This window comes from Marinobacterium sediminicola (genome assembly GCF_022343685.1).
Taxonomy (GTDB): Bacteria; Pseudomonadota; Gammaproteobacteria; order Pseudomonadales; family Balneatricaceae; genus Marinobacterium; species Marinobacterium sediminicola.
Genome location: NZ_CP092123.1, coordinates 1,694,322 through 1,720,169 on the forward strand (window position 1 = coordinate 1,694,322; position 25,848 = coordinate 1,720,169).

General features: G+C 55.7%; 26 protein-coding genes. 13 read left to right on the forward strand and 13 right to left on the reverse strand.

Annotated elements, in window-relative coordinates; all coding sequences use genetic code 11:
* Window positions 1-30: 30 nt before the first annotated feature.
* Together LN244_RS07780 and purB are read right to left on the reverse strand one after the other, a co-directional pair.
* A complete protein-coding gene (locus LN244_RS07780; protein WP_239042268.1) occupies window positions 31-864 on the reverse strand; it encodes an alpha/beta fold hydrolase in 834 nt (277 codons plus the stop codon).
* Between the two features lie 59 nt (window positions 865-923).
* Window positions 924-2,288 carry an adenylosuccinate lyase gene (gene purB, locus LN244_RS07785; protein WP_239042269.1) on the reverse strand — a complete coding sequence of 455 codons (1,365 nt, stop codon included), beginning with the start codon at window positions 2,286-2,288 and terminating at the stop codon, window positions 924-926.
* A gap of 355 nt (window positions 2,289-2,643) precedes the next feature.
* Here purB and LN244_RS07790 point away from each other — a divergent pair, with 355 nt between their 5' ends.
* Entirely contained in the window at window positions 2,644-3,990 is a 1,347-nt protein-coding gene (locus LN244_RS07790; protein WP_239042270.1) for a sulfite oxidase, read from the forward strand.
* A gap of 9 nt (window positions 3,991-3,999) precedes the next feature.
* A complete protein-coding gene (locus LN244_RS07795) occupies window positions 4,000-4,368 on the forward strand; it encodes a hypothetical protein (RefSeq protein ID WP_239042271.1) in 369 nt (122 codons plus the stop codon).
* A gap of 28 nt (window positions 4,369-4,396) precedes the next feature.
* On the opposite strand, the gene LN244_RS07800 is transcribed toward LN244_RS07795, so the two are convergent.
* The 3 genes from LN244_RS07800 to LN244_RS07810 are packed head-to-tail and all read right to left on the reverse strand — an operon-like array spanning window position 4,397 to window position 6,650.
* Complete coding sequence (locus tag LN244_RS07800; RefSeq protein WP_239042272.1) at window positions 4,397-5,071, reverse strand: lysogenization protein HflD; 675 nt, start codon at window positions 5,069-5,071, stop codon at window positions 4,397-4,399.
* Window positions 5,071-6,201, reverse strand: a complete 1,131-nt coding sequence (gene mnmA / locus LN244_RS07805) for a tRNA 2-thiouridine(34) synthase MnmA (RefSeq protein WP_239042273.1) — start codon at window positions 6,199-6,201, stop codon at window positions 5,071-5,073. The genes LN244_RS07800 and mnmA overlap by 1 nt, the downstream gene beginning before the upstream one ends.
* Window positions 6,202-6,203: 2 nt before the next feature.
* Complete coding sequence (locus LN244_RS07810; protein ID WP_239042274.1) at window positions 6,204-6,650, reverse strand: NUDIX hydrolase; 447 nt, start codon at window positions 6,648-6,650, stop codon at window positions 6,204-6,206.
* Between the two features lie 91 nt (window positions 6,651-6,741).
* Between LN244_RS07810 and moaE the strand changes: the two genes are divergently transcribed.
* The gene (gene moaE, locus LN244_RS07815; RefSeq protein ID WP_239042275.1) at window positions 6,742-7,203 is read left to right on the forward strand and encodes a molybdopterin synthase catalytic subunit MoaE; all 462 of its coding nucleotides are present in this window, start codon (window positions 6,742-6,744) and stop codon (window positions 7,201-7,203) included.
* Here moaE and LN244_RS07820 read toward each other — a convergent pair.
* Both LN244_RS07820 and cspD read right to left on the reverse strand, forming a co-directional pair.
* The gene (locus LN244_RS07820) at window positions 7,200-7,826 is read right to left on the reverse strand and encodes a pseudouridine synthase (RefSeq protein WP_239042276.1); all 627 of its coding nucleotides are present in this window, start codon (window positions 7,824-7,826) and stop codon (window positions 7,200-7,202) included. The two genes, moaE and LN244_RS07820, sit on opposite strands and share 4 nt — an antisense overlap.
* Before the next feature lie 12 nt (window positions 7,827-7,838).
* Window positions 7,839-8,045, reverse strand: coding sequence for a cold shock domain-containing protein CspD (gene cspD, locus LN244_RS07825; RefSeq protein WP_239042277.1), 207 nt, complete (start codon window positions 8,043-8,045; stop codon window positions 7,839-7,841).
* Window positions 8,046-8,342: 297 nt separating this feature from the next.
* Here cspD and clpS point away from each other — a divergent pair, with 297 nt between their 5' ends.
* Window positions 8,343-8,675: an ATP-dependent Clp protease adapter ClpS gene (gene clpS, locus LN244_RS07830; RefSeq protein ID WP_239042385.1), complete on the forward strand. Its 333-nt coding sequence runs from the start codon at window positions 8,343-8,345 to the stop codon at window positions 8,673-8,675.
* Between the two features lie 14 nt (window positions 8,676-8,689).
* Window positions 8,690-10,948, forward strand: coding sequence for an ATP-dependent Clp protease ATP-binding subunit ClpA (gene clpA, locus LN244_RS07835; RefSeq protein WP_239042278.1), 2,259 nt, complete (start codon window positions 8,690-8,692; stop codon window positions 10,946-10,948).
* Between the two features lie 33 nt (window positions 10,949-10,981).
* On the opposite strand, the gene infA is transcribed toward clpA, so the two are convergent.
* The 4 genes from infA to trxB form a co-directional block, all read right to left on the reverse strand.
* Complete coding sequence (gene infA, locus LN244_RS07840; RefSeq protein ID WP_091824146.1) at window positions 10,982-11,200, reverse strand: translation initiation factor IF-1; 219 nt, start codon at window positions 11,198-11,200, stop codon at window positions 10,982-10,984.
* Between the two features lie 98 nt (window positions 11,201-11,298).
* Window positions 11,299-12,006: an arginyltransferase gene (locus LN244_RS07845; RefSeq protein ID WP_239042279.1), complete on the reverse strand. Its 708-nt coding sequence runs from the start codon at window positions 12,004-12,006 to the stop codon at window positions 11,299-11,301.
* Complete coding sequence (aat, locus tag LN244_RS07850; protein ID WP_239042280.1) at window positions 12,003-12,719, reverse strand: leucyl/phenylalanyl-tRNA--protein transferase; 717 nt, start codon at window positions 12,717-12,719, stop codon at window positions 12,003-12,005. Before aat ends, LN244_RS07845 begins: the two co-directional genes overlap by 4 nt.
* Window positions 12,719-13,675: a thioredoxin-disulfide reductase gene (gene trxB / locus LN244_RS07855; RefSeq protein WP_239042281.1), complete on the reverse strand. Its 957-nt coding sequence runs from the start codon at window positions 13,673-13,675 to the stop codon at window positions 12,719-12,721. The genes aat and trxB overlap by 1 nt, the downstream gene beginning before the upstream one ends.
* Before the next feature lie 198 nt (window positions 13,676-13,873).
* Here trxB and LN244_RS07860 point away from each other — a divergent pair, with 198 nt between their 5' ends.
* From LN244_RS07860 to LN244_RS07885, 6 genes are all read left to right on the forward strand, one after another.
* On the forward strand, window positions 13,874-16,390 hold the full coding sequence (locus LN244_RS07860; protein ID WP_239042282.1) for a DNA translocase FtsK: 2,517 nt from the start codon (window positions 13,874-13,876) through the stop codon (window positions 16,388-16,390).
* 3 nt (window positions 16,391-16,393) lie between these two features.
* Entirely contained in the window at window positions 16,394-17,038 is a 645-nt protein-coding gene (gene lolA, locus LN244_RS07865; protein ID WP_239042283.1) for an outer membrane lipoprotein chaperone LolA, read from the forward strand.
* Complete coding sequence (locus tag LN244_RS07870) at window positions 17,038-18,387, forward strand: replication-associated recombination protein A (RefSeq protein WP_239042284.1); 1,350 nt, start codon at window positions 17,038-17,040, stop codon at window positions 18,385-18,387. Before lolA ends, LN244_RS07870 begins: the two co-directional genes overlap by 1 nt.
* On the forward strand, window positions 18,387-18,758 hold the full coding sequence (gene crcB, locus LN244_RS07875; protein ID WP_239042285.1) for a fluoride efflux transporter CrcB: 372 nt from the start codon (window positions 18,387-18,389) through the stop codon (window positions 18,756-18,758). The genes LN244_RS07870 and crcB overlap by 1 nt, the downstream gene beginning before the upstream one ends.
* Before the next feature lie 21 nt (window positions 18,759-18,779).
* Window positions 18,780-20,054 (forward strand): serine--tRNA ligase, encoded by a 1,275-nt coding sequence (gene serS, locus LN244_RS07880; RefSeq protein ID WP_239042286.1) that lies wholly within the window; start codon window positions 18,780-18,782, stop codon window positions 20,052-20,054.
* Between the two features lie 140 nt (window positions 20,055-20,194).
* A complete protein-coding gene (locus LN244_RS07885) occupies window positions 20,195-21,403 on the forward strand; it encodes a UbiH/UbiF/VisC/COQ6 family ubiquinone biosynthesis hydroxylase (protein WP_239042287.1) in 1,209 nt (402 codons plus the stop codon).
* Between the two features lie 51 nt (window positions 21,404-21,454).
* Here LN244_RS07885 and LN244_RS07890 read toward each other — a convergent pair whose 3' ends face one another.
* Window positions 21,455-21,955, reverse strand: a complete 501-nt coding sequence (locus tag LN244_RS07890; protein WP_239042288.1) for a phasin family protein — start codon at window positions 21,953-21,955, stop codon at window positions 21,455-21,457.
* Between the two features lie 240 nt (window positions 21,956-22,195).
* Window positions 22,196-22,582, reverse strand: a complete 387-nt coding sequence (locus LN244_RS07895) for a phasin family protein (protein WP_239042289.1) — start codon at window positions 22,580-22,582, stop codon at window positions 22,196-22,198.
* 14 nt (window positions 22,583-22,596) lie between these two features.
* Here LN244_RS07895 and LN244_RS07900 point away from each other — a divergent pair, with 14 nt between their 5' ends.
* Both LN244_RS07900 and LN244_RS07905 read left to right on the forward strand, forming a co-directional pair.
* On the forward strand, window positions 22,597-22,821 hold the full coding sequence (locus tag LN244_RS07900; RefSeq protein WP_239042290.1) for a hypothetical protein: 225 nt from the start codon (window positions 22,597-22,599) through the stop codon (window positions 22,819-22,821).
* A 61-nt stretch (window positions 22,822-22,882) separates the two neighbouring features.
* Window positions 22,883-25,801, forward strand: a complete 2,919-nt coding sequence (locus LN244_RS07905) for an insulinase family protein (protein WP_239042291.1) — start codon at window positions 22,883-22,885, stop codon at window positions 25,799-25,801.
* The last annotated feature ends 47 nt before the right edge of the window (window positions 25,802-25,848 follow it).

Below are 25,848 nucleotides of genomic sequence, written 5' to 3' on the forward strand. Positions count from 1 at the left end.
ACCCTTTGCACATTGCGCCGAACTGGAGAGTCAGAGTCTGCGGATCCATTGTCGCAAATGATGGGCAAACTGCTCCTTATGCCAAAGATGAGGAGAATGGTCAGCCTTGGGATAGATATGCAGCTCGGGATGAGGCAGATGAGCCTCGATCCACTCCGGTACCTCGCGGGTGTAGAACTGACTGGTATCGCCATAGATCATCAGGGCCGGGCGGTCGATGGTCGGCAGCAGTTCACGGTAGTCCTGCTGAGTCAATGAGTCCCAGCAGCGTGTCAGAGACGGGCCATTCAGGCCACGCAGATAGTCGCGCATCTGCTGGAAGCCCCGGCTGTTCTGAGCGTAGTTCTCGCGGCTGCGAGGGTTCAGTCCGTTCGCCGCCAGTTCCAGCACACCTTCGGCGAAATCTTCGCCAAGACGCTGGATAAAGGCCTGGTTACGGTCGTAGTCAAAGTCGCCATAGATGCCCAGCGGCCAGTCGCTGTCGGTTACCAGCTTGGGTGACTGGTCGACGATGCAGATACCGGCCAGGCGTCCAAGCCCATAATTGCGGATGTATTCCCAGCTGATCAGGGCGCCCATTGAGTGGCCAACAAGTACGGCATCACGGATGCCATGATGTTCAAGTAATTGTTCAAGATCATCGGCCATCTGACTGATTTGCATGCTTTCCAGTCGGGGAGGCGGGTGTTGGCCATGACCGCGTGCATCCCAGCAGAACGTATGCAGGTTGTCGCTTAATTCGGTGGCAAAGGGTAGCCACTCACGGGCACCGGAGGTCCAGCCGTGAAGAAAGATAACCGCCTGGCCACGGCCGAGGCTGACGTAACGAATCGGGTGTTGGTCGGAACTGAGCAGGGTTTCCATGCGCGCAACTCACACCGGGTTAGAAATGAAAACGGGGCCAAAAGGCCCCGTGAACTTGATCAGATGCGCTTTGCCTGATCGGCAGCGTTGCCGATGTACAGGGATGGCGTCAGTGCCTTGAGCTCGGCCTTGGCCGCTTCGGGCATCTCCAGAGTATCGATGAAGTTCTGGATCGTTTCCTGGTTCATCGCTTTACCGCGGGTCAGATCCTTCAGCTTCTCGTACGGCTTTTCAATGCCGTAACGGCGCATGACGGTCTGGATCGGCTCTGCCAGGACTTCCCAGGCGTTGTCCAGATCTTCTGCCAGACGTGCTGCATTGATTTCCAGCTTGCCGATGCCTTTCAGGCTGGCCTGATAGGCGATCAGGCTGTGACCAAAACCAACGCCCAGATTACGCAGAACGGTGGAGTCGGTCAGGTCGCGCTGCCAGCGAGAGATCGGCAGCTTGGTTGCCAGATGCTGCATGATGGCGTTGGCGATGCCCAGGTTGCCTTCGGAGTTCTCGAAGTCGATCGGGTTAACCTTGTGCGGCATGGTGGAAGAGCCCACTTCGCCGGCAACAGTCTTCTGCTTGAAGTAGCCCAGAGAGATGTAACCCCAGACATCACGATCAAAATCGATCAGGATGGTGTTGAAACGGCACACGGCATCGAACAGCTCGGCAATGTAGTCGTGCGGCTCGATCTGAGTGGTGTACGGGTTCCAGGTCAGGCCCAGGCTTTCGACGAAGGACTTGGCGTTAGCTTCCCAGTCGATATCGGCGTAAGCGGACAGGTGAGCGTTGTAGTTGCCCACGGCACCGTTGATCTTGCCGAGGTATTCGATGTTGTCGATCTGCTTCAGCTGACGCTGCAGACGGTAGGCAACGTTGGCCATCTCCTTGCCCATGGTGCTGGGTGAGGCGGTCTGACCGTGGGTGCGGCACAGCATCGGCTGGTCGGCGTGTTCGCGGCCCAGTGCAGCGATCGCATCAGTGACCTGCTGCATCTGATTGCGGGCAACTTCAACGCCGTGGCGCAGCATAAGCGCGTGAGACAGGTTATTGATGTCTTCGGAGGTGCAGGCGAAGTGAACGAATTCGTTGACCGCCATCAGCTCGGCATTGTCGGCGATCTGCTCCTTGATGAAGTACTCAACCGCTTTAACGTCGTGGTTGGTAGTACGTTCGATTTCCTTGATCCGCTCGGCGTGCTCGACACTGAAGTTATCGACCAGGTTATCCAGCAGCGCGTTGGCTTCTGCGCTCAGAGCCGGTACTTCCTGAATCTGCGGGTGGGCAGCCAGCTGTTGCAGCCAGCGGATCTCAACCTGGACGCGGAAACGGATCAGACCGAATTCACTGAATACGGCGCGCAGGTCAGCGGTTTTGCTGCCATAGCGGCCATCAACCGGGGATACGGCGGTAAGGGCAGAAAGCTCCATGTTACACAGTCTCACTTATCAGCTTGTGTCATTAAAGGGGCGATTATACGGAAAACGGCCGCAGCTGGGTATGCCGTAACGCCGCGGATCATCCTGAGAAGCTGGCATAGAGGTTTTTTTGCCATGTCGGTCAGGCTTGGAATGTCTGAAGGCCAAAGGTGGCCGCTACGGCAAGCGGGTTGTGCGGACAAAAATTAGTCAATGCTAAAAAAACTGCTACGCTCAAATTCGAGATACTGCCTAGGCCAGCCCATGCGCTGGTCTCAATGGAAAGACTAATAAGAACAGCCTGGCAGACTGAATCCTTCGATGCAGATCGAGACTGCGCAGCCGCCGGGCGTGAGGAGTTTTCGTTATGAGCAAGAAAACACCCGACTCTGCCGGGCATCTCGATACACGTGGTATTCATGAGCTCTACGCTGAAGACCCGGTTCAGGCCGACCGCAAGCTGTGGGGGCGTGAAGTCGATCCGGAGTCCCGTCGAGGGTTCCTGAAGCGCTCGAGCCTCTTCGCGATGGCCTCGGCGTTAGGTGTGGGTTCCATCCCTTTCGGTGACAAAATGCCCGGTGGCCTGATACCCGCTGCACTGGCCAATACTACCGAGCCCTTTGCTCTGGAAGGCAAGGATGGGCTGACCGTACTGAATGATCGCCCCATCAACGCTGAAACACCTGCCCATCTGTTGGATGATGCTGTAACACCGGGCAGCCGAATGTTTGTACGCAACAATGGTTTGCCACCGGAAATGGCATCGATCGACCCGGCAACCTGGACACTGGAAATTGCCGGCGAGTCCTGTGAAAAGCCGATGAGCTTCACCATCACCGAGCTGAAAGAGAAGTTCAAGCACTATACCTATCAACTTCAAATCGAGTGTGGTGGTAATGGCCGATCCGAGTTTGTACCGTCTGCCAGTGGTAACCAGTGGACGTTAGGTGCGGTGGCCTGTCCTCGGTTCACCGGCGTGCGTCTGCGCGATGTACTGGAGGCCTGCGGGGTGAAATCAGATGCCGTCTATATCGGCTACTATGGTGCTGATCAGCATTTGAGTCGCGATCCAAACAAGGAGGCGATTTCACGTGGCGTACCGATCGCCAAGGCAATGGAAGATGAATCACTGATTGCCTGGGCGATGAACGACGAGGATATTCCTCTGCTGAATGGTCATCCGTTGCGCCTGGTGTGTGGTGGCTGGCCGGGGTCTGTGTCCGGCAAGTGGCTGAAAAAGATTGTGATCCGCAACAAGGTGCATGATGGTGCCAAGATGTCACCGCCTTCCTATGCCATGCCCAAGTATCCGGTCGCGCCCGGCACGGAAGTGCCAAAATCGGATATGGAAATCATCGGATCGATGCCGGTGAAATCGATAGTGACCTTCCCGAAATCAGGTATTACGCATGCACTGGGGCAGGCGCTTGAGGTAAGGGGGCACGCCTGGGCAGGTGATTTGGCCGTCGAGGAGGTGTACGTTTCGATCGACTTCGGTGCGACCTGGCAGAAGGCCGAGCTTAAAGCACCGGCAAATCGTCTTGCGTGGCAGCATTGGTCGCTGCAGGTCGAGTTCCCGGAAAAAGGCTACTACGAAGTCTGGGCACGTGCCGTTGATACTGAAGGACATTCACAGCCGATGGTGGTACCGGGCTGGAATCCGCGTGGTTATCTGAACAATGCCTGCCACCGCATAGCGGTACAAGTGGCATAAGGGGGGATTATGAAGACCTTACCCTTGGCGGGACTTGTGTTGGCACTGCTGGTTCCGCTTCCGGTTGTGGCGGCTGAAAAAGATCCCAATACGGGATTGATCATGGCGGAGGGGTGGGAAACTGTTCGCAATAACTGTACGGCCTGCCATTCGGCGGGCCTGGTCACGCAGAACAGTGGCTCACGCAATTATTGGCTTAATCTGATTCGTTGGATGCAGGCGACTCAAAACCTGTGGCAATTCGATACTGCAACCGAGAAGACGATACTGGATTATCTGTCGACCCAGTACGGAGTTAAAGAGGGGGCACGACGAGAACCGCTGCCCCGCGAGCTGATGCCTGAAAATCCCTACAAGGCAGACGCCAAAAGCTCCTGAGCGGGAGCTTCTGGCACCTTCTCGCGCCTCAGGCCCGAATGATACGCCGTAATGACGGCTTGAGGCGTGAGCGGAAAAACAACATGTGCCAACGCTTGCCTCCGACCTGGCGCCAGAGCAGGGCGGCCCGGATACCGGCCAGCAGAAGGGCGCGGATGCGGGCGGCATTTTCAGTGTTCTGCAGGTGTCGCGGATCGCCACCGACCTGTATGCGGAAACTGAAATGGCTGATCGTTTCCTGGTACAGGTTGTCCAGCGCGGCAATCACATTCCGGTGGGTATAGGCCACCGGCTCAAGAACCGCTGAAGATGACTCGTCCTGTTCGTTGAAGTAACGAGCCTTGGCTGCGATGGCGTCGATACCTTCACCGATTTTAGCCAGTACATCCGGATGTTTATCCAGCTGCCGCTGAAGCATGATCATGCCCAGTACATACTGGATGATCTGCTTGTTCTGGGCGCTTTCATTCTTGTCGACCATATCCTGCAGGTGACGCAAACCGAGGCTCAGGGTGTAGGGAACCTCGCTGACACCACCGTAAACGTCTTCGGTCAGCTGGGGTGATGTGACGAAAAGGCTGGCGATACAGGCTTCATAGCTGTTCTGAGGCACCATGCCACGGTGAGCTACCTGGTCCACCAGACTGGCTGCCTGAAACATGCCGGCCAGTGCGATGGTCTGTTCATCATGTTGGCGTGACATCAGGCCTCCTTAGCCGAGCCGGCAATCGAGTGACGGGAGGTGTATTCGATGACACCTCCTCCAAGGCAAAGATCATCCATATAAAGCACGACAGACTGGCCAGGCGTGACAGCGCGCTGGGGCTGATCAAACACGACCCTGTAGCCACCGCCTGCTGCTTCGACCGTGCAGTCCTGATCCGATTGACGGTAACGGACCTTGGCCTTACAACGCAGTGGCAGCTCCGGTACATCCCCGTTGATCCAGAAAATATCCCCGGCATAGAGCCAATCGGCAAACAGAAGAGGGTGCTGTCCCTGAACAGCCACCAGCACGTTGCGGTCCAGATCCTTGGCAGCCGCAAACCAGGGTTCTTCAGGATAGTCCTTGAGGCCACCGATGCCCAGTCCCTGACGTTGCCCGATGGTGTAATACATCAGTCCCTGATGCTCACCAATGACGTCACCTTCGGGGGTCTCGATCTTGCCCGGTTGTGCCGGCAAATACTGCTTGAGGAAGTCGCTGAAACGGCGTTCTCCGATGAAGCAGATGCCTGTGCTGTCCTTTTTGTCATGGGTAATCAGGCCGTGTTCTTCGGCAAGATGACGTACGGCGGGCTTCTCGAGTTCGCCGACCGGGAACAGAGTCAGTTTCAGCTCATCTTCGCCAACCTGGTGCAGGAAGTAACTCTGGTCCTTGTTCGGGTCCAGTCCTTTCAGCAACACGGTGTGGCCATCCCGTTCGCCTCGACGTACATAGTGGCCGGTGGCGATCATGTCAGCACCCAGCATCTGGGCGTACTCGAGGAAAGCCTTGAACTTGATTTCGCGGTTACAAAGAATATCCGGGTTGGGGGTGCGGCCAGCCTTGTATTCTTCCAGAAAATGTTCGAACACGTTGTCCCAGTACTCGGCGGCAAAGTTGGCCGTATGCAGGTGGATTCCCAGCTTGTCGCAAACCGCCTGGGCGTCCGCCATGTCTTCCTTGGCGGTGCAGTATTCGGTGCCGTCATCTTCATCCCAGTTCTTCATGAACAGACCTTCCACCTGGTAGCCCTGCTGCAACAGCAACAGGGCAGAGACGGAAGAGTCCACGCCGCCGGACATGCCGACGATTACTTTGGTCTGGTCAATGGGCTTGGGTGCAGTCATGTTCAAGCGGTTTCCTGAATAAAGTCCAGCGGGTAACGAACCCCGCGAAGGTAGTCGTCAATACAGCGGGTAACCAGCTCGCTGCGCAGCTCGGGACGGCGGTCTTCAATCTCTTCACGGGTCAGCCAGATCGGACCGATGATACCGTCATCAAGTTTGGCTCCGTCGACTTGCTCAAGCGCACGAGCGATATAGCAAAAGCGGTGATAGGTCACGCCATTGGATGGAGCATAATAAGTATAGAGGCCGAGCAGGGCTTCAGGCTCTACAAGCCAGCCGGTTTCCTCGAGGGTTTCCCGTCTTGCGGCGTCTATAAAGCTTTCGCCCTGTTCCAGATGGCCTGCTGGCTGATTGAGGACGCGCTGACCACTGGCCATTTCCTCGACCAGCAAAAAGCGTCCATCCTGTTCGATAATGCAGGCGACTGTTGCGTGGGGTGTCCAGCGCATTACAACTCCATGATACTCTGCTTCACTGGAGGCCAATGATAGCAGTTTGGCTTAACCCTTGTCTGTTGTACCTGGTAGGAGGGCAAAAGGGGTGAATGATTCAATACGGGTGCAAACCGAAGATTTCAACCCCGGCGAGTTTCATGACTGGCTCAAAACGGGGGGGGCTGAAGCGGGCGCCATTGTGACCTTTACCGGCATCGTGCGTGACCTGGCCGAGAACAGCCTTGAAGGGCTCTATCTGGAGCATTATCCCGGCATGACCGAACGTGCCCTGGAGAAGATCGTGCACCAGGCTCGGCGTCGCTGGGGGCTCGGTCGTGTGCTGATCTGTCATCGGGTGGGCTGGTTGCGGCCAAACGATAATATCGTCTTTGTTGGTGTCGCCAGCCCTCATCGTGCGGAAGGCTTTGAAGCGGCCACGTTCCTGATGGATTATCTCAAGCGTGATGCGCCTTTCTGGAAGAAGGAGCGTACCCGGACCAGTGAGCAGTGGGTTGAACAGAAAGCTTCAGACCGAGCTGCGGCTGAACGTTGGCAGTCGAAGCCCTAGCGGCGCGGTCGACGTGTATTGCGTTGCGGTCTTTGGCGCTGACCTGTTTTAGGGCCCTTGGGTGACGTGGCTTTCGGCAGGTGAACGGTTTCTTCCCGCCAATGACCGGGCTCCAGCTGATCCAGCGTCCAGTTTCCGATCGACCAGCGGATAAGCCGCAGAGTGGGAAAACCGACTTCGGCCGTCATCCTGCGCACCTGTCGATTACGCCCTTCAGTGATGGTGAGCTGTAGCCAGCTGGTGGGTTGTTCCTTGCGGTATCGCACCGGGGGATTTCGCGGCCAGAGCCAGTCAGGCTCGCTGACCTTTTGCGCCTGTGCCGGGCGTGTAGGCCCATCCTTCAGATTGACGCCACGGCGTAATGTCTCGACAGCCTCATCGGAAATTTCACCTTCCACCTGGGCAAAGTAGGTTTTGGGCATTTTGAAGGCGGGGTTGGCCAGCTGGTGTTGCAGGCGGCCGTCATCGGTCAGGATGAGCAGGCCCTCGGAGTCATAATCGAGCCGACCGGCGGCATAGACTCCGGGAACCTTGATGAAGTCGGCGAGTGTCGAGCGATCCTCTTGATCAGTGAATTGCGTCAGAACTCTGAACGGTTTGTTGAAAAGAAGGATCTTCGACATCTGGCGCGTGAATTACTCCGCCGGCTGAATGTTAACGGCATGCAGGCCTTTTGGGCCTTCCTGAATCTCGAACTTGACGGCCTGACCGGCCTTAAGGCTTTTGTACCCGTCCATAACTATGGCCGAGAAGTGGGCGAAGAGCTCGTCTTCACATTCATCCGAGAGGATGAAACCATAACCCTTGGCGTTGTTGAACCACTTCACAGTCCCTACCTGCATCACTACTTCCTCCTGCGACATTCAGAGCCTTGCTCTTAGGTCATTACCCATCTGGAAACGACAGATGGTGTTCCTTTGATATTTATGACTGATCAGGGACTACAGGCCTGGCAGGGAATCGGCTTGCCTACGAACGGCGTAGACTTATCGACGGGCTGCCTTTAACCTCTCCTCATATACAGGCCGAGTATAGCATTTGCTGCCTATGACACTAGAGAGAGCAGGGCTTTTCCGGCGGGATTTAGACTAATATCGAAGGTAGAGATGTTGCTGCAACAGATGCGCGAGTTCAGGTTGATGAGTTCTGATCATAACACTGATGACGATCATCCAGGGGGAGGCGGTCTCGCCACCGCGGAAACCAAACCCCAGTTGAAGCGTCCACCGATGTATCGGGTGGTGCTGATGAATGATGATTACACACCGATGGATTTTGTCGTCGAAGTGCTGATGATTTTTTTTGGGATGGATCAGGAAAAGGCTACACAAGTGATGTTGGCCGTCCATACTCAAGGCAAAGGCGTCTGTGGCATATACACACGCGATGTGGCTGAAACCAAAGCTGCTCAAGTGAATCAATATGCCAGAGAAAACAAGCACCCGCTGTTGTGCGAAGTTGAAACGGTCTGACGGAGGCAATCGCCATGCTGAATCGAGAGCTTGAAGATACCCTGAGCGTTGCGTTCCGGTCTGCCCGGGACAAGCGACATGAGTTCATGACAGTCGAGCACCTGCTGCTGGCGCTGCTCGACAACCGTCAGGCCGCGGAGGTACTGAACGCCTGCGGAGCCGATCTTGAGCGGCTGCGCCAGCAGTTGATTGTGTTCATCGACGAAACGACACCGCTGCTGCCGGAAAATATTCCCAATATGGAAACCCAGCCGACACTGGGATTTCAGCGTGTACTGCAGCGCGCGGTCTTCCATGTGCAGTCATCCGGCAAGAGTGAAGTCAATGGCGCCAATGTACTGGTTGCCATTTTCAGCGAGCAGGAAAGTCATGCCGTCTTTGTGCTGCAACAGCAGGGCATCGAGCGTGTGGATGTGGTGAATTTCATCTCTCATGGCATTTCGCGTATCAATGAAAGCGAGTCCAGTGACCACGAGATTGAGACTGAAGGCGAAGAGAGCCGCGACAACAGCAAAAGTGCGTTGGCACAGTACTCTGTGAACCTGAACCAGCAGGCTGCGCTGGGCCGCATCGATCCATTGGTTGGGCGAGACTCCGAAGTGGAACGTGTGGTGCAGATTCTGTCCCGCCGCCGTAAGAACAATCCCTTGCTGGTTGGCGAAGCGGGTGTCGGCAAGACGGCGATTGCAGAAGGTCTGGCCAAACTGATCATTGAAGAGAAGGTGCCGGACATTATTGCCGATAGTGTGGTTTACGCGCTGGATCTGGGAGCGCTTCTGGCCGGCACAAAGTATCGCGGTGATTTCGAGAAACGTCTCAAGGCTCTGCTCAATGAGATCAAGCAGCAGCCCAAGGCCATCCTGTTCATCGATGAAATCCATACCATTATCGGGGCCGGTGCCGCTTCTGGGGGCTCCATGGATGCTTCCAATCTGCTTAAACCGCTGTTGAGCTCAGGTGAAATTCGCTGTATCGGCTCGACTACTTTCCAGGAGTTCCGCGGTATTTTTGAAAAGGATAGGGCGCTGGCGCGCCGTTTCCAGAAAATCGATGTACTGGAGCCCAGTGTCGAGGATACCTACCGTATTCTGCGTGGCCTCAGGTCTCGATTTGAAGAGCACCACGAGGTGGAGTTCACCGATGCTGCGTTAAAGGCAGCATCAGAGCTGGCTGAGCGTTATATCAATGACAAGCATATGCCGGACAAGGCGATCGATGTCATCGATGAGGCTGGGGCCTACCAGCGCCTGCTGGCCCCTGAACAGCGCAAGAAAATCATAGATGTTGCCGATGTGGAAACGGTCGTTGCCAAGATTGCGCGCATTCCACCGAAAAGCGTTTCGACCTCAGACAAGGATCAGCTGCGCAAGCTTGAAAGCAATCTGAAGATGGTGGTGCTGGGGCAGGATGAGGCGATCGATTCCCTGGCATCGGCGATCAAGTTGTCGAGAGCCGGTCTCAAGGAGCCCAACAAGCCGGTGGGCAGCTTCCTGTTTGCCGGTCCCACCGGGGTGGGCAAGACCGAGGTGACCCAGCAGCTGGCCCGTATTCTGGGTATAGAGCTGGTACGCTTCGATATGTCCGAGTATATGGAACGTCATACGGTTTCCCGCCTGATCGGTGCGCCTCCGGGCTATGTGGGCTTTGATCAGGGTGGCCTGTTGACCGAGGCGATCACCAAGTCACCCCACTGCGTGCTGCTGTTGGACGAGATCGAGAAGGCCCATCCGGAGGTCTTCAACCTGCTGTTGCAGGTCATGGACAATGGTACGCTGACGGATAACAACGGTCGCAAGGCCGACTTCCGTAACGTCATCCTGGTAATGACCACGAATGCGGGTGCCGAAGCCCAGAGCCGTCCGTCAATCGGTTTTACCCAGCAGGATCACAGCAGTGATGCGATGGAAGCTTTGAAGCGCCTGTTTACCCCTGAATTCCGCAACCGTCTGGATGCGGTTATCCAGTTCAAACCGTTGACCTTGGATATCGTCAAGGGCGTTGTCGACAAGTTCCTGACCGAGCTGCAGGCGCAGCTGGATGAGAAACATGTGGTGCTGAATGTCAGTGACGAAGCCCGTTTGTGGCTGGCTGAGCACGGCTACGACGAGAAGATGGGGGCACGCCCGATGCAGCGTCTGATTCAGGAAAAACTGAAGAAGCCGCTGGCCGAGATGATCCTGTTTGGCGATCTGGCCGAAGCCGGTGGGGAAGTGGATATCTGTGTCGGGGACGACGGGGAGATCAGTGTGGAGGTCGCAGCGGTGGCAGCCTGATGGCTGCCATCCACCGCAGCCGCGCCTGATAAATCAGCGGGCGCGGTATACGATGCGACCTTTGCTCAGGTCGTAAGGAGTCAGCTCGACTTTGACCTTGTCGCCAGTCAGGATGCGGATGTAGTTCTTGCGCATCTTGCCGGAAATGTGGGCTGTTACAACATGGCCGTTTTCAAGCTCAACACGGAACATGGTGTTCGGAAGGGTATCGATAACAGTCCCTTCCATTTCAAATGAATCTTCTTTAGCCATTCACTACCTACCTTTGAGGCTGGATTGCCTGTTTGGAAAGCGCAGTATTTTGCCTGAAATTGCGCCTGAATTCAAAATCTATCCTTACCAACAACCGATTACACTCTTTGCCACTCCCCATCGAGGAGCATTTCCACTGGTGAATAGGCGGTTTTATAGTTCATTTTGCGGCAGTCTTTTACCCAGTATCCAAGATACAGGAATGGCAATTGCAGCCGTTGTGCCTGGCGAACCTGCCACAAAATCGCAAACACACCCAGGCTTCGTCTGTGCTCATCCGGGTCATAGAAGGTATACAGCGCGGACAGGCCCTGGTCGAGTCGGTCGGAAACGGCGACAGCAAGAAGCCGATCTTCGGTCGTGCGAAACTCATAAAAACAGCTGTCGGTTCCACCTTCGGCCAGAAAGTTGACGAACTGCTCTTCACTGGGAGGGTACATGTCACCATCAGCGTGTCGCTGACAGATGTAGCGTTCATATAGATCATAGTACTCCTGCGTCAACATGCAGGGCGATGATCGTACAATCAGGTCGGCATTGCGGTTTGCGATTCGGCGCTGGGTTTTGGAAGGGCGGAATTGCGTGACGGGAATGCGGACTGAAACACAGGCCTGGCAGCTCTCGCAGTGGGGACGATATATGTGACTGCCGCTGCGGCGGAATCCCAGGTCCGAAAGCTGGCTGTAGAGATTGCGGTCGATCGCCGCTCGCGGGTCCACGAACAAGGTTCTTGCCTGTCGATCGGGCAAATAGCTGCAGTCGTGCTCCGGAGTGGCATAAAAACGCAATGTACGCAGATTGCTCATGGCGTATCCCCTGTGAGGTCTTCACGGCTGATCGAGAAGGCCCAGTCGTGCTCATTGGGCAGATCGCGCAGGCGGGCCAACTCTTGTGCAAAGACCTTCCGGGGAATCTCGGTGGCGCCAAGACTGGCTAAATGATCGTTGTATACCTGGCAGTCGATCAGCTCATATCCCCAGTATTGCAGCTGAGCCGTCAGCCAGGCAAAGGCAATTTTGGAACAGTCGCGCTGACGGCTGAACATCGATTCGCCAAAAAATACCTTACCGATACCCAGACCGTAGAGTCCACCGACCAGTTGTTGATCCATCCACACCTCCACTGAATGCGCAATGCCGCTGCGATGCAGATTCAGATAGGCTTTGAAAATGTCTTCGCTGATCCATGTGCCTTCCTGTTTTCGCCGTGGGGCGGCGCAAGCTGCGACAACATGGGCAAAGGCGCGATCAAAGGTAACGGTGTAGTCGGATTTTCGCAGTCGCTTGCGCATGCTGCGAGACAGGTAGAGGTCCTGAGGGTAAAGCACGCAACGTGGATCCGGACTCCACCACAGAATGGGCTCGCCGGGGTTGTACCAGGGGAAGATGCCATTGCGATAGGCGTTCAGCAGGCGAGGCTTGCTCAGGTCGCCGCCCGCCGCGAGCAGGCCGTCCGGGTCGGTCAGCGCATGCTCGAGCGGGGGGAATTCCAGGCTGTCATCAGCCAGCCAGGGGATCATTACTTCTCGAGATTATCCAGGTACTTCTCGGCGTCGAGTGCAGCCATGCAGCCAAAGCCTGCCGAGGTGATCGCCTGGCGATAAATATGGTCACAAACGTCACCGGCGGCAAACACGCCTTCGATGCTGGTTTGAGTGGCGTTGCCCTCCAGGCCAGAGCGGATCTTTAGATAACCGTCCTTCATATCCAGCTGGCCGGTGAAAAGCTCGGTGTTCGGCTTGTGGCCAATGGCTACGAAAACGCCCTGAAGCTCAAGCTCCTGAGTGCTATCGTCCTGAGTGCTGCGCACGCGAATGCCGGTAACGCCTGAATCGTCACCCAAAACTTCATCCAGCTGGTGGTTCCACAGGATGTTGATGTTGCCGTTTTCGGCACGTTCCAGAATCTTGTCCTGCAGGATCTTCTCAGAGCGCAGGCTGTCACGACGGTGGATCAGGGTGACTTCTGCAGCGATATTGGACAGATAGAGAGCCTCTTCTACGGCCGTATTACCACCGCCGATAACCGCAACTTTCTGTCCACGATAGAAGAAACCGTCGCAGGTGGCGCAAGCACTGACGCCTTTGCCCATGAAGGCTTCCTCGGACTCCAGACCCAGGTACTGGGCAGAAGCGCCGGTCGCAATGATCAAGGCGTCACAGGTGTACTCGCCCATGTCACCTTTCAGGCGGAAGGGGCGGTTCTGCAGATCGGCTTCATTGATGTGGTCGAAAATCACCTGTGTATTGAAACGTTCAGCGTGAGCCTGCATGCGCTGCATCAGTTCAGGCCCCTGAACGCCATCGACATCACCCGGCCAGTTGTCCACTTCGGTAGTGGTGGTTAGCTGGCCGCCAGCCTGCATGCCGGTAATAACCACCGGATTCAGGTTGGCTCGGGCGGCATAAACGGCGGCAGTGTAACCGGCAGGACCGGAACCCAGAATGATCAGACGATGGTGTTGTACTTCACTCATGAGTGTTCAGATTCCACATTAAGATGTTCGTAAGCTGGTTCAAGTATACTGAACCATCGGCAGAATGGAGCTGACTCTAAACCTGCAGCGGTCGATTGTCCATGTTGGCTTCAAGTGCAGCCAATATTCGGCGTCTTTCGACGGATTATGTTATTTTTGCCGTAGCTTGTTGATCTGTAGAGAGTAAGGAAAACCGGATTGAGTGATAAGCAGCCCAAAACCCCACCCCCTCTGGCGGAACAGTTGCTCAGTATCGTGCGCGAGAGTGGTCTGATTATACTGGTGGGCGCCAACCTGTTCCTGTTGCTGGCACTGATCGGGTATGACCCGAGAGATCCCGGCTGGTCCCACCTTGGTTATCAGCCTCAGGTGGAGAATTTTACCGGTGCCGCTGGAGCCTGGCTCGCGGATGGTGCCATTTCTGCCGTGGGTGTTGGTGCCTATTTGTTGCCGATATTGCTACTCATGCCGGCCTGGCGCTTTTTGCGCAGGCCTCAGTATGGCTTGATCGACAGTTTGCCGTTTCTCATGTTGCGCACCAGTGGCGCACTGCTGTTTCTGTTCAGTCTGTGTGCGCTGGCGTCCATTCATCTTTCCAATGAAGGTTTGCATTATCCCTTCACCGTGGGCGGCATTCTGGGGGAAGCCCTGTCTGACTGGAGTGTCAGCTGGTTCAGCCTGGCGGGCAGTTCAGTGCTGCTGTGGACACTGCTGTTGCTCGGACTGACGCTCTTTATTGAAATCTCCTGGCGTGATGCGCTTGAGAAGCTGGGGGCGGGGATACTGGGGCTGGTGGATCGTCTGCGGGAGCGTTATACCAATGTGTCTGCCGACACTGTGGCAGAGACCGAACCTCGCTGGCAAGAGGACCACCTGGAACGTTCGAGCGAGACGATCAAGTTCGAAAGATCAGTCAGAGAAGAGCGTCAGCTGCCAGTCTTGAATGACAGGGTAGAGCCCTCATTTGAACAGGAATTCGCTGAGGTTGAGCCTGAGTCATTAGCGGACGCGCCAGTAACCGTCGAACCCGTCCAGAAAGAGAACTCTTCTGTTGAGGAATCATTCAGTGATGTCCGTTCAGAAACAGTCGTTCAACCGGTCGTATCGAAAGTGGAAGAGGTACTGGCCAAAAAGAGCCTGAAGATTGTTCCTCTGTCACAAACTCACACGCCATTGGCTGAAGAGGCCGATCAGGAGCCCGCTCAGAAGCGCAAGCAACTGCCGCGACTGCCATCGCTTGATCTGCTGGATCCGCCATCGCTGCAACAGCAGCAGGGTTACAGCGAAGACGATCTTGAGCGCATGTCGCGCCTGCTCGAAACCAAATTGAATGATTTCGGGGTCAAGGCTGAAGTGGTTGAGGTCAACCCGGGGCCGGTGATCACACGTTTCGAGCTTCAGCCTGCACCGGGCGTCAAGGCAAGCAAGATATCCAACCTTTCACGTGACCTGGCTCGCTCCATGGCCGTGACCAGCGTCCGTGTGGTTGAAGTCATTCCCGGGAAGTCGGTCGTCGGTGTCGAGATTCCGAACGAAGTGCGTCAGACCGTTCAGCTCAGTGAAGTACTGAACGCCAAACCCTATCTGGAGGCATCATCACGGCTGACTCTGGCGCTGGGCAACGATATTGCCGGTAACCCGGTAGTCGCGAACCTGGCCAAAATGCCCCATCTGCTGGTTGCCGGTACCACCGGCTCGGGTAAATCAGTGGGGGTGAATGCCATGTTGTTGAGCCTGCTGCTCAAGGCAACACCCGATGAAGTGCGCCTCATCCTGGTCGACCCCAAAATGCTCGAACTGTCGATCTATGAGGGTATTCCGCATCTGCTGACGCCGGTTATCACGGATATGAAAGAAGCCGCCGGCGGCTTGCGCTGGTGTGTGGCCGAGATGGAGCGCCGCTACCGCTTGATGGCCAAGATGGGGGTGCGTAACATCGCCGGTTTCAACGACAAGGTGATCAGCGCTCAGGAAGCCGGACAACCGATTCCCGACCCCCTGTGGAACCCTCAGGAATATGGCTATCCGGAAGATGAGCCAGCACCTGCACTGGAGACCCTGCCCTATATCGTGGTGGTCATCGATGAATTTGCCGACATGATGATGATGGTCGGCAAGAAGGTTGAAGAGCTGATCGCACGTATCGCACAGAAGGCTCGTGCTGCCGGTATCCACTTGATTCTCGCTACTCAGCGCCCTTCTGTGGATGTGATCACCGGCCTGATCAAGGCCAATATCCCGACCCGTATCGCCTTCCAGGTTTCTTCGAAGATCGATTCTCGAACCATTCTGGATCAGGGCGGGGCTGAGAGCCTCTTGGGCTATGGTGACATGCTGTATGTGCCTGCCGGCACCAGCATCCCCAACCGAGTTCACGGTGCATTTGTCAGTGACGATGAGGTGCATCGTGTGGTCGAGCAGTGGAAACTGTTGGGTACGCCGAACTACATCGACGTAAACCTGTCCGATGGAGGAGGCGAGGCAAGTAGCGCCGGCGCCGGTTTCGATGACGAGCAGGACCCGCTCTATGACGAGGCCGTCGCATTCGTGACCGAGTCACGCAAGGCGTCGATCTCCAGCGTGCAGCGCAAGCTGAAGATCGGCTACAACCGTGCCGCTCGCATGATTGAATCCATGGAGGCTGCAGGTGTCGTTTCCGAAGCCGGCAGTAACGGTCAGCGCGAAGTGTTGGCTCCGCCACCACCGAGGGATTAAGCGATGTCAAAATTTTTTCTGAAGAATATGCTGGCAACAGCCGTGTTTGCGATGGGAATGGCGGCGGCACATGCCGGACCGGTGGAGGAGTTGAGTGAGCTGCTCTCGGGTCATGAGGCCGCCAGTGCCGAATTCACCCAGTTTGCATTGAGCAGTGACGGTGATCGCGCCGAGGACTCCAGTGGGCGATTCATTGTCGCTCGCCCCAATCGATTTCGTTGGGTGACGGAAAAGCCGTTCATGCAGGAGATCGTGAGTGATGGCGACTATATCTGGATCCATGATCCGGACCTGGAGCAGGTGACGCGCAAGCCCGCCTCAGGCCAGAACAACAGCGCACCTGCCATGATTCTTAATGGTCAGATTGAGCAGCTCAGTGAACGCTTCAGCATCGATCGCATTGACTGGAATGAGAGCGGTGTAGCCTTGTATGAACTCAAGCCTCTTGATGCTGAAAACAGCACCTTTACCCGTATCCGCCTGCTGTTTGAGCAGAAGCAGATCAGTGAACTGTCGATGGAGGACAGTCTTGGTCAGCGCAGTATGCTGGTGCTGCATGACCTGGAGTACGATCCAGAGCTGCCTGAAGGTGTGTTTGAGTTTGTGCCCCCGGAAGGTGCTGACGTAATTCTGGACCCAGGCCAGTAATGCAGGATCTCTTCACTGATCCGGCACAAGGCTACCAGCCTCTGGCCGCAAGGATGCGTCCCACCAGCCTGCAGCAGTATATCGGGCAGAGCCATCTGCTGGCACCGGGCAAGCCCTTGCGCCAGGCGCTTGAGCAGGGCGCAATCCATTCGATGATCCTCTGGGGGCCACCCGGAGTCGGCAAAACCACATTGGCGCAACTGGTCGCTCATCAGGTCGACGCACATTTCATGACCGTCTCGGCAGTGCTGGCAGGTGTTAAAGAGATTCGGCAAGCCGTTGATGAAGCGCGACAGGTCAAGGCACAGAGTGGCCGCAAAACGATCCTGTTCGTCGATGAGGTGCACCGCTTCAATAAGTCGCAGCAGGATGCCTTTCTGCCTTATGTGGAGGATGGCACTGTTATTTTTATCGGGGCGACCACTGAGAACCCGTCCTTCGAGTTGAATAACGCCTTATTGTCGCGCGCAAGGGTCTACCTGTTGCGCTCCCTGACTCAATCAGAGTTGCTGCAGGTGGTGGGGCAGGCGCTGCTGGATCATGATAAGGGCTTGGGCGCACAGCCATTGCTGATACCGCAAGAGATGCGTGAGCAATTGGCGATAGCGGCCGATGGAGATGCACGCACGGCGCTGAATCTGCTGGAAATTGCGGCTGATCTTGCTCAGGAGCAGCCCGATGGAACGCGTCAGGTGACCACCGAAGTGCTTAGCGAGGTTTTGCAGGCGGGTGGGCGTCGTTTCGATAAGGGTGGCGATCATTTCTACGATATGATCTCGGCATTCCACAAGTCCGTGCGGGGCTCCTCTCCGGATGGGGCGCTGTACTGGTTCTGTCGCATGCTGGATGGCGGTGCCGATCCTTTATATGTGGCACGCCGACTGGTGGCCATTGCGTCCGAAGATATTGGTAATGCTGATCCACGCGCCATGCAGGTGGTGCTTGCTGCCTGGGATGCCTTTGAACGTGTAGGACCCGCAGAGGGTGAGCGTGCCATCGCTCAGGCTGCTATCTATTGTGCCTGCGCACCCAAAAGCAACGCGGTCTATCGAGCCTTCAATCAGTGCCGGTCAGAGGTGCGACAGCAAGGCTCGCTTCCGGTTCCGGAACACCTGCGCAACGCACCAACCGGCTTGATGAAGGATTTGGGTTATGGGGCTGAATACCGTTACGCCCATGACGAGCCGGATGCCTATGCGGCTGGCGAGAACTATCTGCCGGAAGCGATTGCGGATCGGCACTGGTACGAACCCGAGCCTCGGGGTCTTGAAATCAAGATTCGTGAAAAACTGCAGCGCTTGCGCCAGCAGGATGCGCTGAGTCCAAGGCAGCGTTACAGGAGACGATGATGATGCATTTGGTGGCTGTCGCCCTCGGTGGTGCTTTGGGTGCTCTGGCGCGTTACTGGGTCAGTGGAGTGCTGAACAATGCCGACTACCGTCTGCCTTTGGGCACTTTGACAGTCAATGTGCTGGGGTCTTTCCTGATGGGTGTGTGTTTTGTGCTGATTCTGGAGCGTGCTCGTTTGTCGCCGGAGCTCAGGCCGCTACTGATGGTCGGCTTCCTCGGGGCCTTTACGACCTTCTCGACTTTTTCGCTGGAAACTGTGGCGATGATCGGCGAGGGGCATGTCATGTCAGCGCTGATTTATATATCATTGAGTGTTTTATTGTGCATCGCGGCACTTGGTGCCGGATTGTGGTTGACCCGTTTGTTCTGACAACAAGGTAAGTTTGATCTCATGCTGGATCCCAAATATGTACGTGCCAACCCGGAAGAGGTGGCCAATCTGCTAAAGAAGAAGGGCTACGAGTTTCCGGTTGAGCAGTTTGTCGAGCTCGATAATCAGCGCAAGGCTATCCAGACCGAAACCGAGACCCTGCAGAACGAGCGTAATACCCGATCGAAAGGGATCGGCAAAGCCAAGGCTGCTGGCGAGGATATCCAGCCATTGCTGGCAGAAGTCCAGAACCTGGGTGACCAGTTGGATGCTGCCAAGGAGCGCCTGAATGATATCCAGACACAGCTGGATGACCTGCTGCTGGGCGTACCCAATATCCCGCATGAGTCCGTGCCTGAAGGTGCTGATGAAAATGACAATGTTGAAGTGCGTACCTGGGGAAGCCCGGCCCAGTTCGACTTCGAGCCGCTGGATCATGTGGCGCTGGGCGAGAAGAACGGCGAGCTGGACTTTGAAACCGCCGCCAAGCTGACCGGCTCTCGCTTTGCCGTCATGAAGGGCAAGGTTGCACGTTTGCATCGCGCTCTGACCCAGCTGATGCTGGATACTCACGTTGGCGAGCACGGCTACGAAGAAATATACGTACCCTACATGGTCAATGCCGACTCTCTGCAGGGCACTGGTCAGCTGCCGAAATTTGAGGAAGACCTGTTCCGCATCCCGTTCGGCGACCGCGATTACTATCTGATTCCGACCGCAGAAGTACCGGTAACCAACACCGTGCGTGATGAAATCGTCGACGCCTCCAATCTGCCGCTGCGGTATACCTGCCACACTCCATGCTTCCGCTCCGAAGCGGGCGCATCCGGCCGTGATACTCGCGGCATGATTCGTCAGCACCAGTTCGACAAGGTGGAGTTGGTGCATGTGGTTGAACCGAGCAAATCCTGGGATGCTCTGGAGGCGTTGACGAGTCACGCTGAAGCGATTTTGCAGAAGCTGGAGCTGCCGTATCGCGTGGTTGCACTCTGTGGTGGCGACCTTGGCTTCAGCGCTGCCAAGACCTATGACATTGAGGTGTGGCTGCCGGGGCAGGGTAAATATCGTGAGATTTCTTCCTGCTCCAACATGGGGGATTTTCAGGCTCGTCGCATGAAAGCCCGCTGGCGTAATCCTGAAACGGGCAAGCCGGAGCTGGTGCATACCTTGAATGGGTCGGGTCTGGCTGTTGGCCGTACACTCGTTGCCGTTTTGGAAAATTACCAGACTGCAGATGGCAAGGTGCGTGTACCTGAAGCGCTGCAACCCTACATGGGTGGTGTGACCGAACTGTAAGCATCGGTTTTTCTGAAGAAAAAAGCCTCGCATCAGCGGGGCTTTTTCGTTTCTGAAATGACCTCGGGCAAGCGGTTGTCATGGCCATCGGGTATAATGGCGCGCAAAGGGTTGCATCATCGGTTTTAAGGAGCGCTGCGATGAAAACGCGTTACGATATTCTGATAGTAGGCGGGGGCATGGTGGGCTCAGCGTTGGCCTGTGCTCTGGGCGAAAGCGGACTGTCGGTCGGAGTGCTGGAGCGGAGTCTGCCAGAATCCTTTTCGCCGGAGCAGCCCCATGATCTGCGGGTTTCGGCGCTGAGCATTGCCTCGGAGCGCTTTATGCAAAATATTGGTGCCTGGCAGGGGATTCAGTCTCGACGCAGCTGTCCTTACAAGCGGATGAAGGTTTGGGAAAACAACTCCAGCGTGGGCGCTACCGAATTTGATGCTGCAGACAGTGGTTATAGCCATCTTGGCCATATCGTCGAAAATCGTATCGTACAGATCGCATTGCTTGAGCGTGTTCGGCAGCTGAGCAATGTGGACCTGATTTCGCCGGCACCCACGCGTCGTATTGATTACTCACCCGGAGCTACGCTGGTTGAACTTGAGAATGGCGATCAGGTTGTCGGCCGACTCGTCGTCGCGGCGGATGGTGGTGACTCCATGGTGCGTCAAGCCGCCGGCATTGGGGTTACCAAATGGGATTATCATCAGCATGCGCTGGTAGCCGGTGTGACGACCGCTTACGGTCAGGAAGACATTACCTGGCAACAGTTCACGCCGACCGGCCCTCTTGCATTCTTGCCCTTAAGCGGTCATAACGCCTCGCTGGTCTGGTATAACACGCCCAATGAGGTTAAACGCTTGCGGGCATTGCCTGATGATGTTTTTCTCGAACAGCTACATGCCTGTTTCCCGTCCGAGCTTGGTCAGATTACAGAGATCCAGGGTCGCAGCAGCTTCCCGTTGCGACGCCAGCACGCTCAGCAGTATGCCCTTGAAGGGTTGGTGCTGGTGGGTGATGCCGCCCATATGATCCATCCATTGGCTGGGCAAGGGGTTAATATTGGCTTGCTTGACGCCGCTGCACTGGCTGAGGTTTTGCTGGAAGCGCATGCCCAAGGGGAGCCAATAGAGTCATTACGAACACTCAAGCGTTATGAAGATCAGCGTCGTCGACACAACCTGCTGATGATGCAGGTGATGGATAGCTTCTACCATGTTTTCAGTAATGACCTTACTCCGCTCAAGCTTTTACGCAATGTAGGGTTGGGTCTGGCCGGTCGAGTTACGCCTGCTCGTAAGCGAGTGATGGAGTTTGCGATGGGTATACGCGGCTCGGTACCTGATCTGGCCCGATAAAAATAATGACCGCCAGGGGCGGTCATTGAGAGATGTGTTGCGTGCAGTATATCAGGCTGATGCAGCGGTGCTGGCAGCAGCGGAAGAGGCTTTGCGCGCAGCCGGTTTGGCGACGGGCTTTTTCTCTTCTGTTGCAGTTTCGCCTGCAGTCTTCGGCATGAAAGTGCTGAAGTCAAAACCCTTGAGGTCGAAACCTGGCAGTTCAAACTTGCTCATGTCGAAGTAGGGCAGCTCGTTCATTGATTCGAGACTCTGCTCCATCAATGCGGTGAGTTCTTCACGGACTTCGTTGAGAGCGGCAATTTCCTGCTCAGCCGTATTGCTCCACTTGGCTTCCTGCTGCTTGAGAAAGCTCATCTGCAGCTCAAAGGCTTCTTTGGGCTCTTTGACTTCAGACAGTGCCTTTACTTGAGCCAAGCCAGCATTGACAGATTCGGTGAACAGCTCGGACTGCAGCGCGAAGATTTTTTCTGCGGCTTTGCGATTCAGTTCAACCAGATCGGCAACCGGCTTCAGTTTGTCCTGCATCTCTTTCAGCATGTTGTCGTACATAATTTTTTACCTTGTATTCATGCGATTGAAACGTATCTAGAATTCCCGTGATTATTGCGATGCAACAATCATTGTCCTGAATGGTACCCGCCAGAAATTACAATCACATAATCCAAGCAACTGCATCATGCTTCGTATGTGTCCCTGTCAGGCCTGGCCTGCTGTCTGCAAGGTATGACCTTCACAGGGTGGTCTTGAAGCGGGGAGCGCTACCGGCGTGGCCGGCAGCGTCAATAACGCTTATTTGGCGCTTTTTGCAGCCGCATCCATCGGCTTCATGAACTTCTGCAGCTCAGCCATGAATGGCATCTCTTTTACGTCACCCAGTTCGGCAACGCTTTTTTCGATCAGGCCAGTCAGCTGCTCACGGGCCTCAACCAGTGCTGCCATCTCTTTTTCAGCGACATCAGTCAGTTTGGCTTCGATTTCTTTCAGGTACTTAACTTGCAGCTCTACAGCCGCTTTCGGTTCACGCACCTCAGACAGGGTCTTCATCTGATTCAGGCTGGCATTGACGAAATCAGAAACATAGGCAGACTGCAGAGCAATCAGCTTTTCAGTGGTTTTCTTGTTGATTTCGGCCATGTCCATAACCGGCTTCATGGAATCTTTCATCTTGTCGTACATGGGGTCACCTCTCAATGACTTTAGCTGTGGTTGTACTGCTCTTTTGTGCATTGCAACATGAGGTCACTTTATTGATCAGCAAAACGACTGTCAAGCACTTTTTGTGCATTGCACAAAAGATTGTTCAGGCTCTTTCCAAGACATCTGATCAAGGCATGTATCTGGCGACAAACCAAAATGAACAGCGTTGGAAGCCCAGTGAAAATAGCCTTTTCCTGACCAGAGCTGCACTGCAATGATGATCCGGAATCGTTACAATGAGATAAAACAGTTATCGACATTCAATTGATAAGGCCTCTCATGCACACAGAACTTTGTCATCCCACATTTCGCTTCCTGCAAAGCAGGACAGTGGAAGCGCTTAATATCGAAGTGGCCGAGTATGAGCATTTGGCCACAGGTGCCCGGCATTACCATATCGCATCCGATCACGATGAGAACGTATTCCTGGTCGCTTTCCGAACGGTTCCCGGTGATTCACGAGGCGTTGCTCATATTCTCGAACACACGGCGCTGTGTGGCAGCGAACGTTTCCCGGTGCGTGATCCCTTCTTCATGATGACACGCCGTTCGCTGAATACCTTCATGAACGCCTTCACCAGCAGCGACTGGACGGCGTATCCGTTCGCCAGCCAGAACACCAAGGACTTCTACAACCTGTTGGACGTGTATCTGGACGCGACATTTTTCTCACGTCTGGACCCATTGGACTTCGCGCAGGAAGGTCACCGGGTAGAGTTTGCCGAGGCGAACAATCCTGAATCGCCCCTGGTATACAAGGGTGTGGTGTACAATGAAATGAAGGGTGCCATGAGTTCGCCGGTGTCGACCTTGTGGCAGACGCTGACCCGATATCTGTTTCCAACCACCACCTATCATCACAACAGTGGTGGTGAGCCTGACTGCATTCCTGACCTGACCTACGATGACCTGCTGGAGTTTTATCGTAGCCATTATCATCCCAGCAATGCCGTTTTTATGACGTTCGGTAATCTGCCGGTAACTGAGCTCCAGCAGCGTTTCGAGGACAAGGCTCTTGCTCGTTTCGAACGTCGGGATGAAGTCATCGCCGTCAGCGATGAAAAGCGTTACTTTGCTCCGCTTCGGGTTGAAGAAGCCTATGCGCTGTCACAGGAAGACCTCTCTCAAGCGACCCACCATGTGATGGGCTGGCTGTTGCCGCGCGCGATCGATCTGGATGATCTGATGCAGGCGCACCTGCTTAGCCGTGTGCTGTTGGATAATTCCAGCTCCCCCTTGCGTGCCGCGCTGGAGTCTACTGAACTGGGCAGTGCGCCCTCGCCGTTGTGCGGGCTGGAAGACTCCAATCGTGAAATGAGCTTCATGTGTGGACTGGAAGGAAGCGAGCCTGAACACGCTGCCGCTTTCGAGCAGTTGGTGCTGGATACGCTGGAACGCGTGGTCGAGGAGGGCGTGTCTCAAGAGATGGTCGAGGCTCAGTTGCATCAGCTGGAGCTGAGTCAGCGTGAGATTACGGGTGATGGCTATCCGTTCGGATTGCAGCTGATTCTGGCCTCCATGCCGGCGGCTATCCATCGAGGCAACCCCATTGATGTACTGGATATCGACCCGGCACTTGAGAAGCTGCGTGCTCAGGTACGCGACCCTCAGTTCATCCCGGGACTCATTCAGCGCTGGCTGCTCGACAATCCCCACCGTGTGCGTCTGACGTTGCGACCGGATGCCGAGCTTGCTGATCGTCGGGAGGCGGCTGAAGCCGCGCGCCTTGAGCAGATGAAAGCGGCTCTGGACGAGAACAGCAAACAGGCCATCATCGAGCAGGCCGAGGCTCTCGAAGCGCGCCAGCAGCAAGTCGATGACGACAGTATCCTGCCCTGCGTGACGCTTGAAGATGTACCTGCAGCGCTGCATCTGCCGACGGCTGCCGAACTGGCAAAAGGTCCTGCCAATACGACCTGGTATAACGCTGGCACCAATGGCCTGGTTTACCAACAGGTGATCATCGATCTGCCGGAATTGAGTGAAAGAGAGCAGTCGCTGCTGCCAATTTTCACATACTGTCTGACTGAACTTGGCTGCGGCGAGCGTGACTACCGTGCCAATCAGGCATATCAAAGCCAATATACGGGCGGGCTTCACGCTTACACCAGTTTGCGAGGCGGTGTAAACGACGAACAGCAGGTGGCTGCCTATCTGGTGATGTCGGGCAAGGCCTTGAGCGTGAATAGCGAACGTCTGACTTCTCTGATGGCAGAGACTCTGACACAGGCTCGGTTCGATGAGCAGACCCGCATCCGTGAAATTGTGGCTCAGCAGCGTACACGGCGGGAGCAGGGCATCACAGGCTCCGGCCATGCCCTGGCCATGATGGCCGCAACCGCTCAGTTTGCTCCCGTTGCTCGTTTCAGTCATCTGACACGCGGACTTGAAGGCGTGCGACGCGTGAAAGCACTGGACAAGCAACTGCAGGACGCTGAAGCTCTGGCGTCATTGTCCGCTGAATTGGCTGCGTTGCATGAGCGCATCAAGGTTGCACCACGCCGTTTCCTCATGGTCGCTGAGGAGGAGCATCAGAAGGCCATGCTGGAACAGCTGGTGCAGTATTGGGACGGCATTCCGGTAACCGAGGCTTTTGCGCCTTTGTCCCTACCGTCGACTCGCGAAGGCGTGAAGCAGCTTTGGTTGACCAACACCCAGGTTAACTTCTGTGCCTGTGCTTTCCCGACGGTACCCACCGGTCATGCGGATGCCGCTGCTCTAACCGTGCTGGGGGATTTTCTGCGGAACGGTTATCTTCACCGCGCCATTCGGGAAAAAGGGGGAGCCTACGGTTCCGGTGCAGGGCAGGATAACGGTGACGCCGTATTCCGTTTCTTCTCGTATCGAGATCCGCGTGTTGAGGGCACCCTGGAAGACTTCCTTAAGGCGGTGGACTGGCTGGCTGGCTGTGAGAACGAGCAACAGCGTCTGCAGGAGGCGATTCTGGGTGTCATCAGCTCCATGGATAAACCCGGATCGCCAGCTGGCGAGGCCAAGTCAACCTATCACAGCAGTCTCTTTGGCCGTACGCCTGAGATTCGCCAGGCATTCAGAGAGCGGATACTGTCGGTGACTCTGGATGATCTCAAGCGTGTAGCACAAACCTACCTGCAGCCTGAACGCGCCAGCATCGCGGTTGTTACCAGTCAGAAGACCGCAGAGTCGCTGCCCGACATATTCGAGCGCATCGAAGTCTGATCTGCCTCATGTCCATCTGACGGCCACCCGGTGTTCCGGGTGGCCTT

Excerpts from the sequence above, each read along its gene's own strand:
- crcB (WP_239042285.1), top strand. The coding sequence starts at position 18,387 with ATGATGCATTTGGTGGCTGTCGCCCTCGGTGGTGCTTTGGGTGCTCTG.
- infA (WP_091824146.1), bottom strand. The coding sequence starts at position 11,200 with ATGGCTAAAGAAGATTCATTTGAAATGGAAGGGACTGTTATCGATACC.
- LN244_RS07845 (WP_239042279.1), bottom strand. The coding sequence starts at position 12,006 with ATGAGCAATCTGCGTACATTGCGTTTTTATGCCACTCCGGAGCACGAC.
- serS (WP_239042286.1), top strand. The coding sequence starts at position 18,780 with ATGCTGGATCCCAAATATGTACGTGCCAACCCGGAAGAGGTGGCCAAT.
- LN244_RS07900 (WP_239042290.1), top strand. The coding sequence starts at position 22,597 with ATGACTTTAGCTGTGGTTGTACTGCTCTTTTGTGCATTGCAACATGAG.
- LN244_RS07820 (WP_239042276.1), bottom strand. The coding sequence starts at position 7,826 with ATGTCGAAGATCCTTCTTTTCAACAAACCGTTCAGAGTTCTGACGCAA.
- LN244_RS07890 (WP_239042288.1), bottom strand. The coding sequence starts at position 21,955 with ATGTACGACAACATGCTGAAAGAGATGCAGGACAAACTGAAGCCGGTT.
- LN244_RS07795 (WP_239042271.1), top strand. The coding sequence starts at position 4,000 with ATGAAGACCTTACCCTTGGCGGGACTTGTGTTGGCACTGCTGGTTCCG.
- LN244_RS07895 (WP_239042289.1), bottom strand. The coding sequence starts at position 22,582 with ATGTACGACAAGATGAAAGATTCCATGAAGCCGGTTATGGACATGGCC.
- mnmA (WP_239042273.1), bottom strand. The coding sequence starts at position 6,201 with ATGACTGCACCCAAGCCCATTGACCAGACCAAAGTAATCGTCGGCATG.
- LN244_RS07885 (WP_239042287.1), top strand. The coding sequence starts at position 20,195 with ATGAAAACGCGTTACGATATTCTGATAGTAGGCGGGGGCATGGTGGGC.
- LN244_RS07800 (WP_239042272.1), bottom strand. The coding sequence starts at position 5,071 with ATGTCACGCCAACATGATGAACAGACCATCGCACTGGCCGGCATGTTT.
- clpA (WP_239042278.1), top strand. The coding sequence starts at position 8,690 with ATGCTGAATCGAGAGCTTGAAGATACCCTGAGCGTTGCGTTCCGGTCT.
- aat (WP_239042280.1), bottom strand. The coding sequence starts at position 12,719 with ATGATCCCCTGGCTGGCTGATGACAGCCTGGAATTCCCCCCGCTCGAG.
- LN244_RS07810 (WP_239042274.1), bottom strand. The coding sequence starts at position 6,650 with ATGCGCTGGACACCCCACGCAACAGTCGCCTGCATTATCGAACAGGAT.
- LN244_RS07870 (WP_239042284.1), top strand. The coding sequence starts at position 17,038 with ATGCAGGATCTCTTCACTGATCCGGCACAAGGCTACCAGCCTCTGGCC.
- clpS (WP_239042385.1), top strand. The coding sequence starts at position 8,343 with ATGAGTTCTGATCATAACACTGATGACGATCATCCAGGGGGAGGCGGT.
- cspD (WP_239042277.1), bottom strand. The coding sequence starts at position 8,045 with ATGCAGGTAGGGACTGTGAAGTGGTTCAACAACGCCAAGGGTTATGGT.
- lolA (WP_239042283.1), top strand. The coding sequence starts at position 16,394 with ATGTCAAAATTTTTTCTGAAGAATATGCTGGCAACAGCCGTGTTTGCG.
- LN244_RS07905 (WP_239042291.1), top strand. The coding sequence starts at position 22,883 with ATGCACACAGAACTTTGTCATCCCACATTTCGCTTCCTGCAAAGCAGG.
- LN244_RS07790 (WP_239042270.1), top strand. The coding sequence starts at position 2,644 with ATGAGCAAGAAAACACCCGACTCTGCCGGGCATCTCGATACACGTGGT.
- trxB (WP_239042281.1), bottom strand. The coding sequence starts at position 13,675 with ATGAGTGAAGTACAACACCATCGTCTGATCATTCTGGGTTCCGGTCCT.
- purB (WP_239042269.1), bottom strand. The coding sequence starts at position 2,288 with ATGGAGCTTTCTGCCCTTACCGCCGTATCCCCGGTTGATGGCCGCTAT.
- LN244_RS07780 (WP_239042268.1), bottom strand. The coding sequence starts at position 864 with ATGGAAACCCTGCTCAGTTCCGACCAACACCCGATTCGTTACGTCAGC.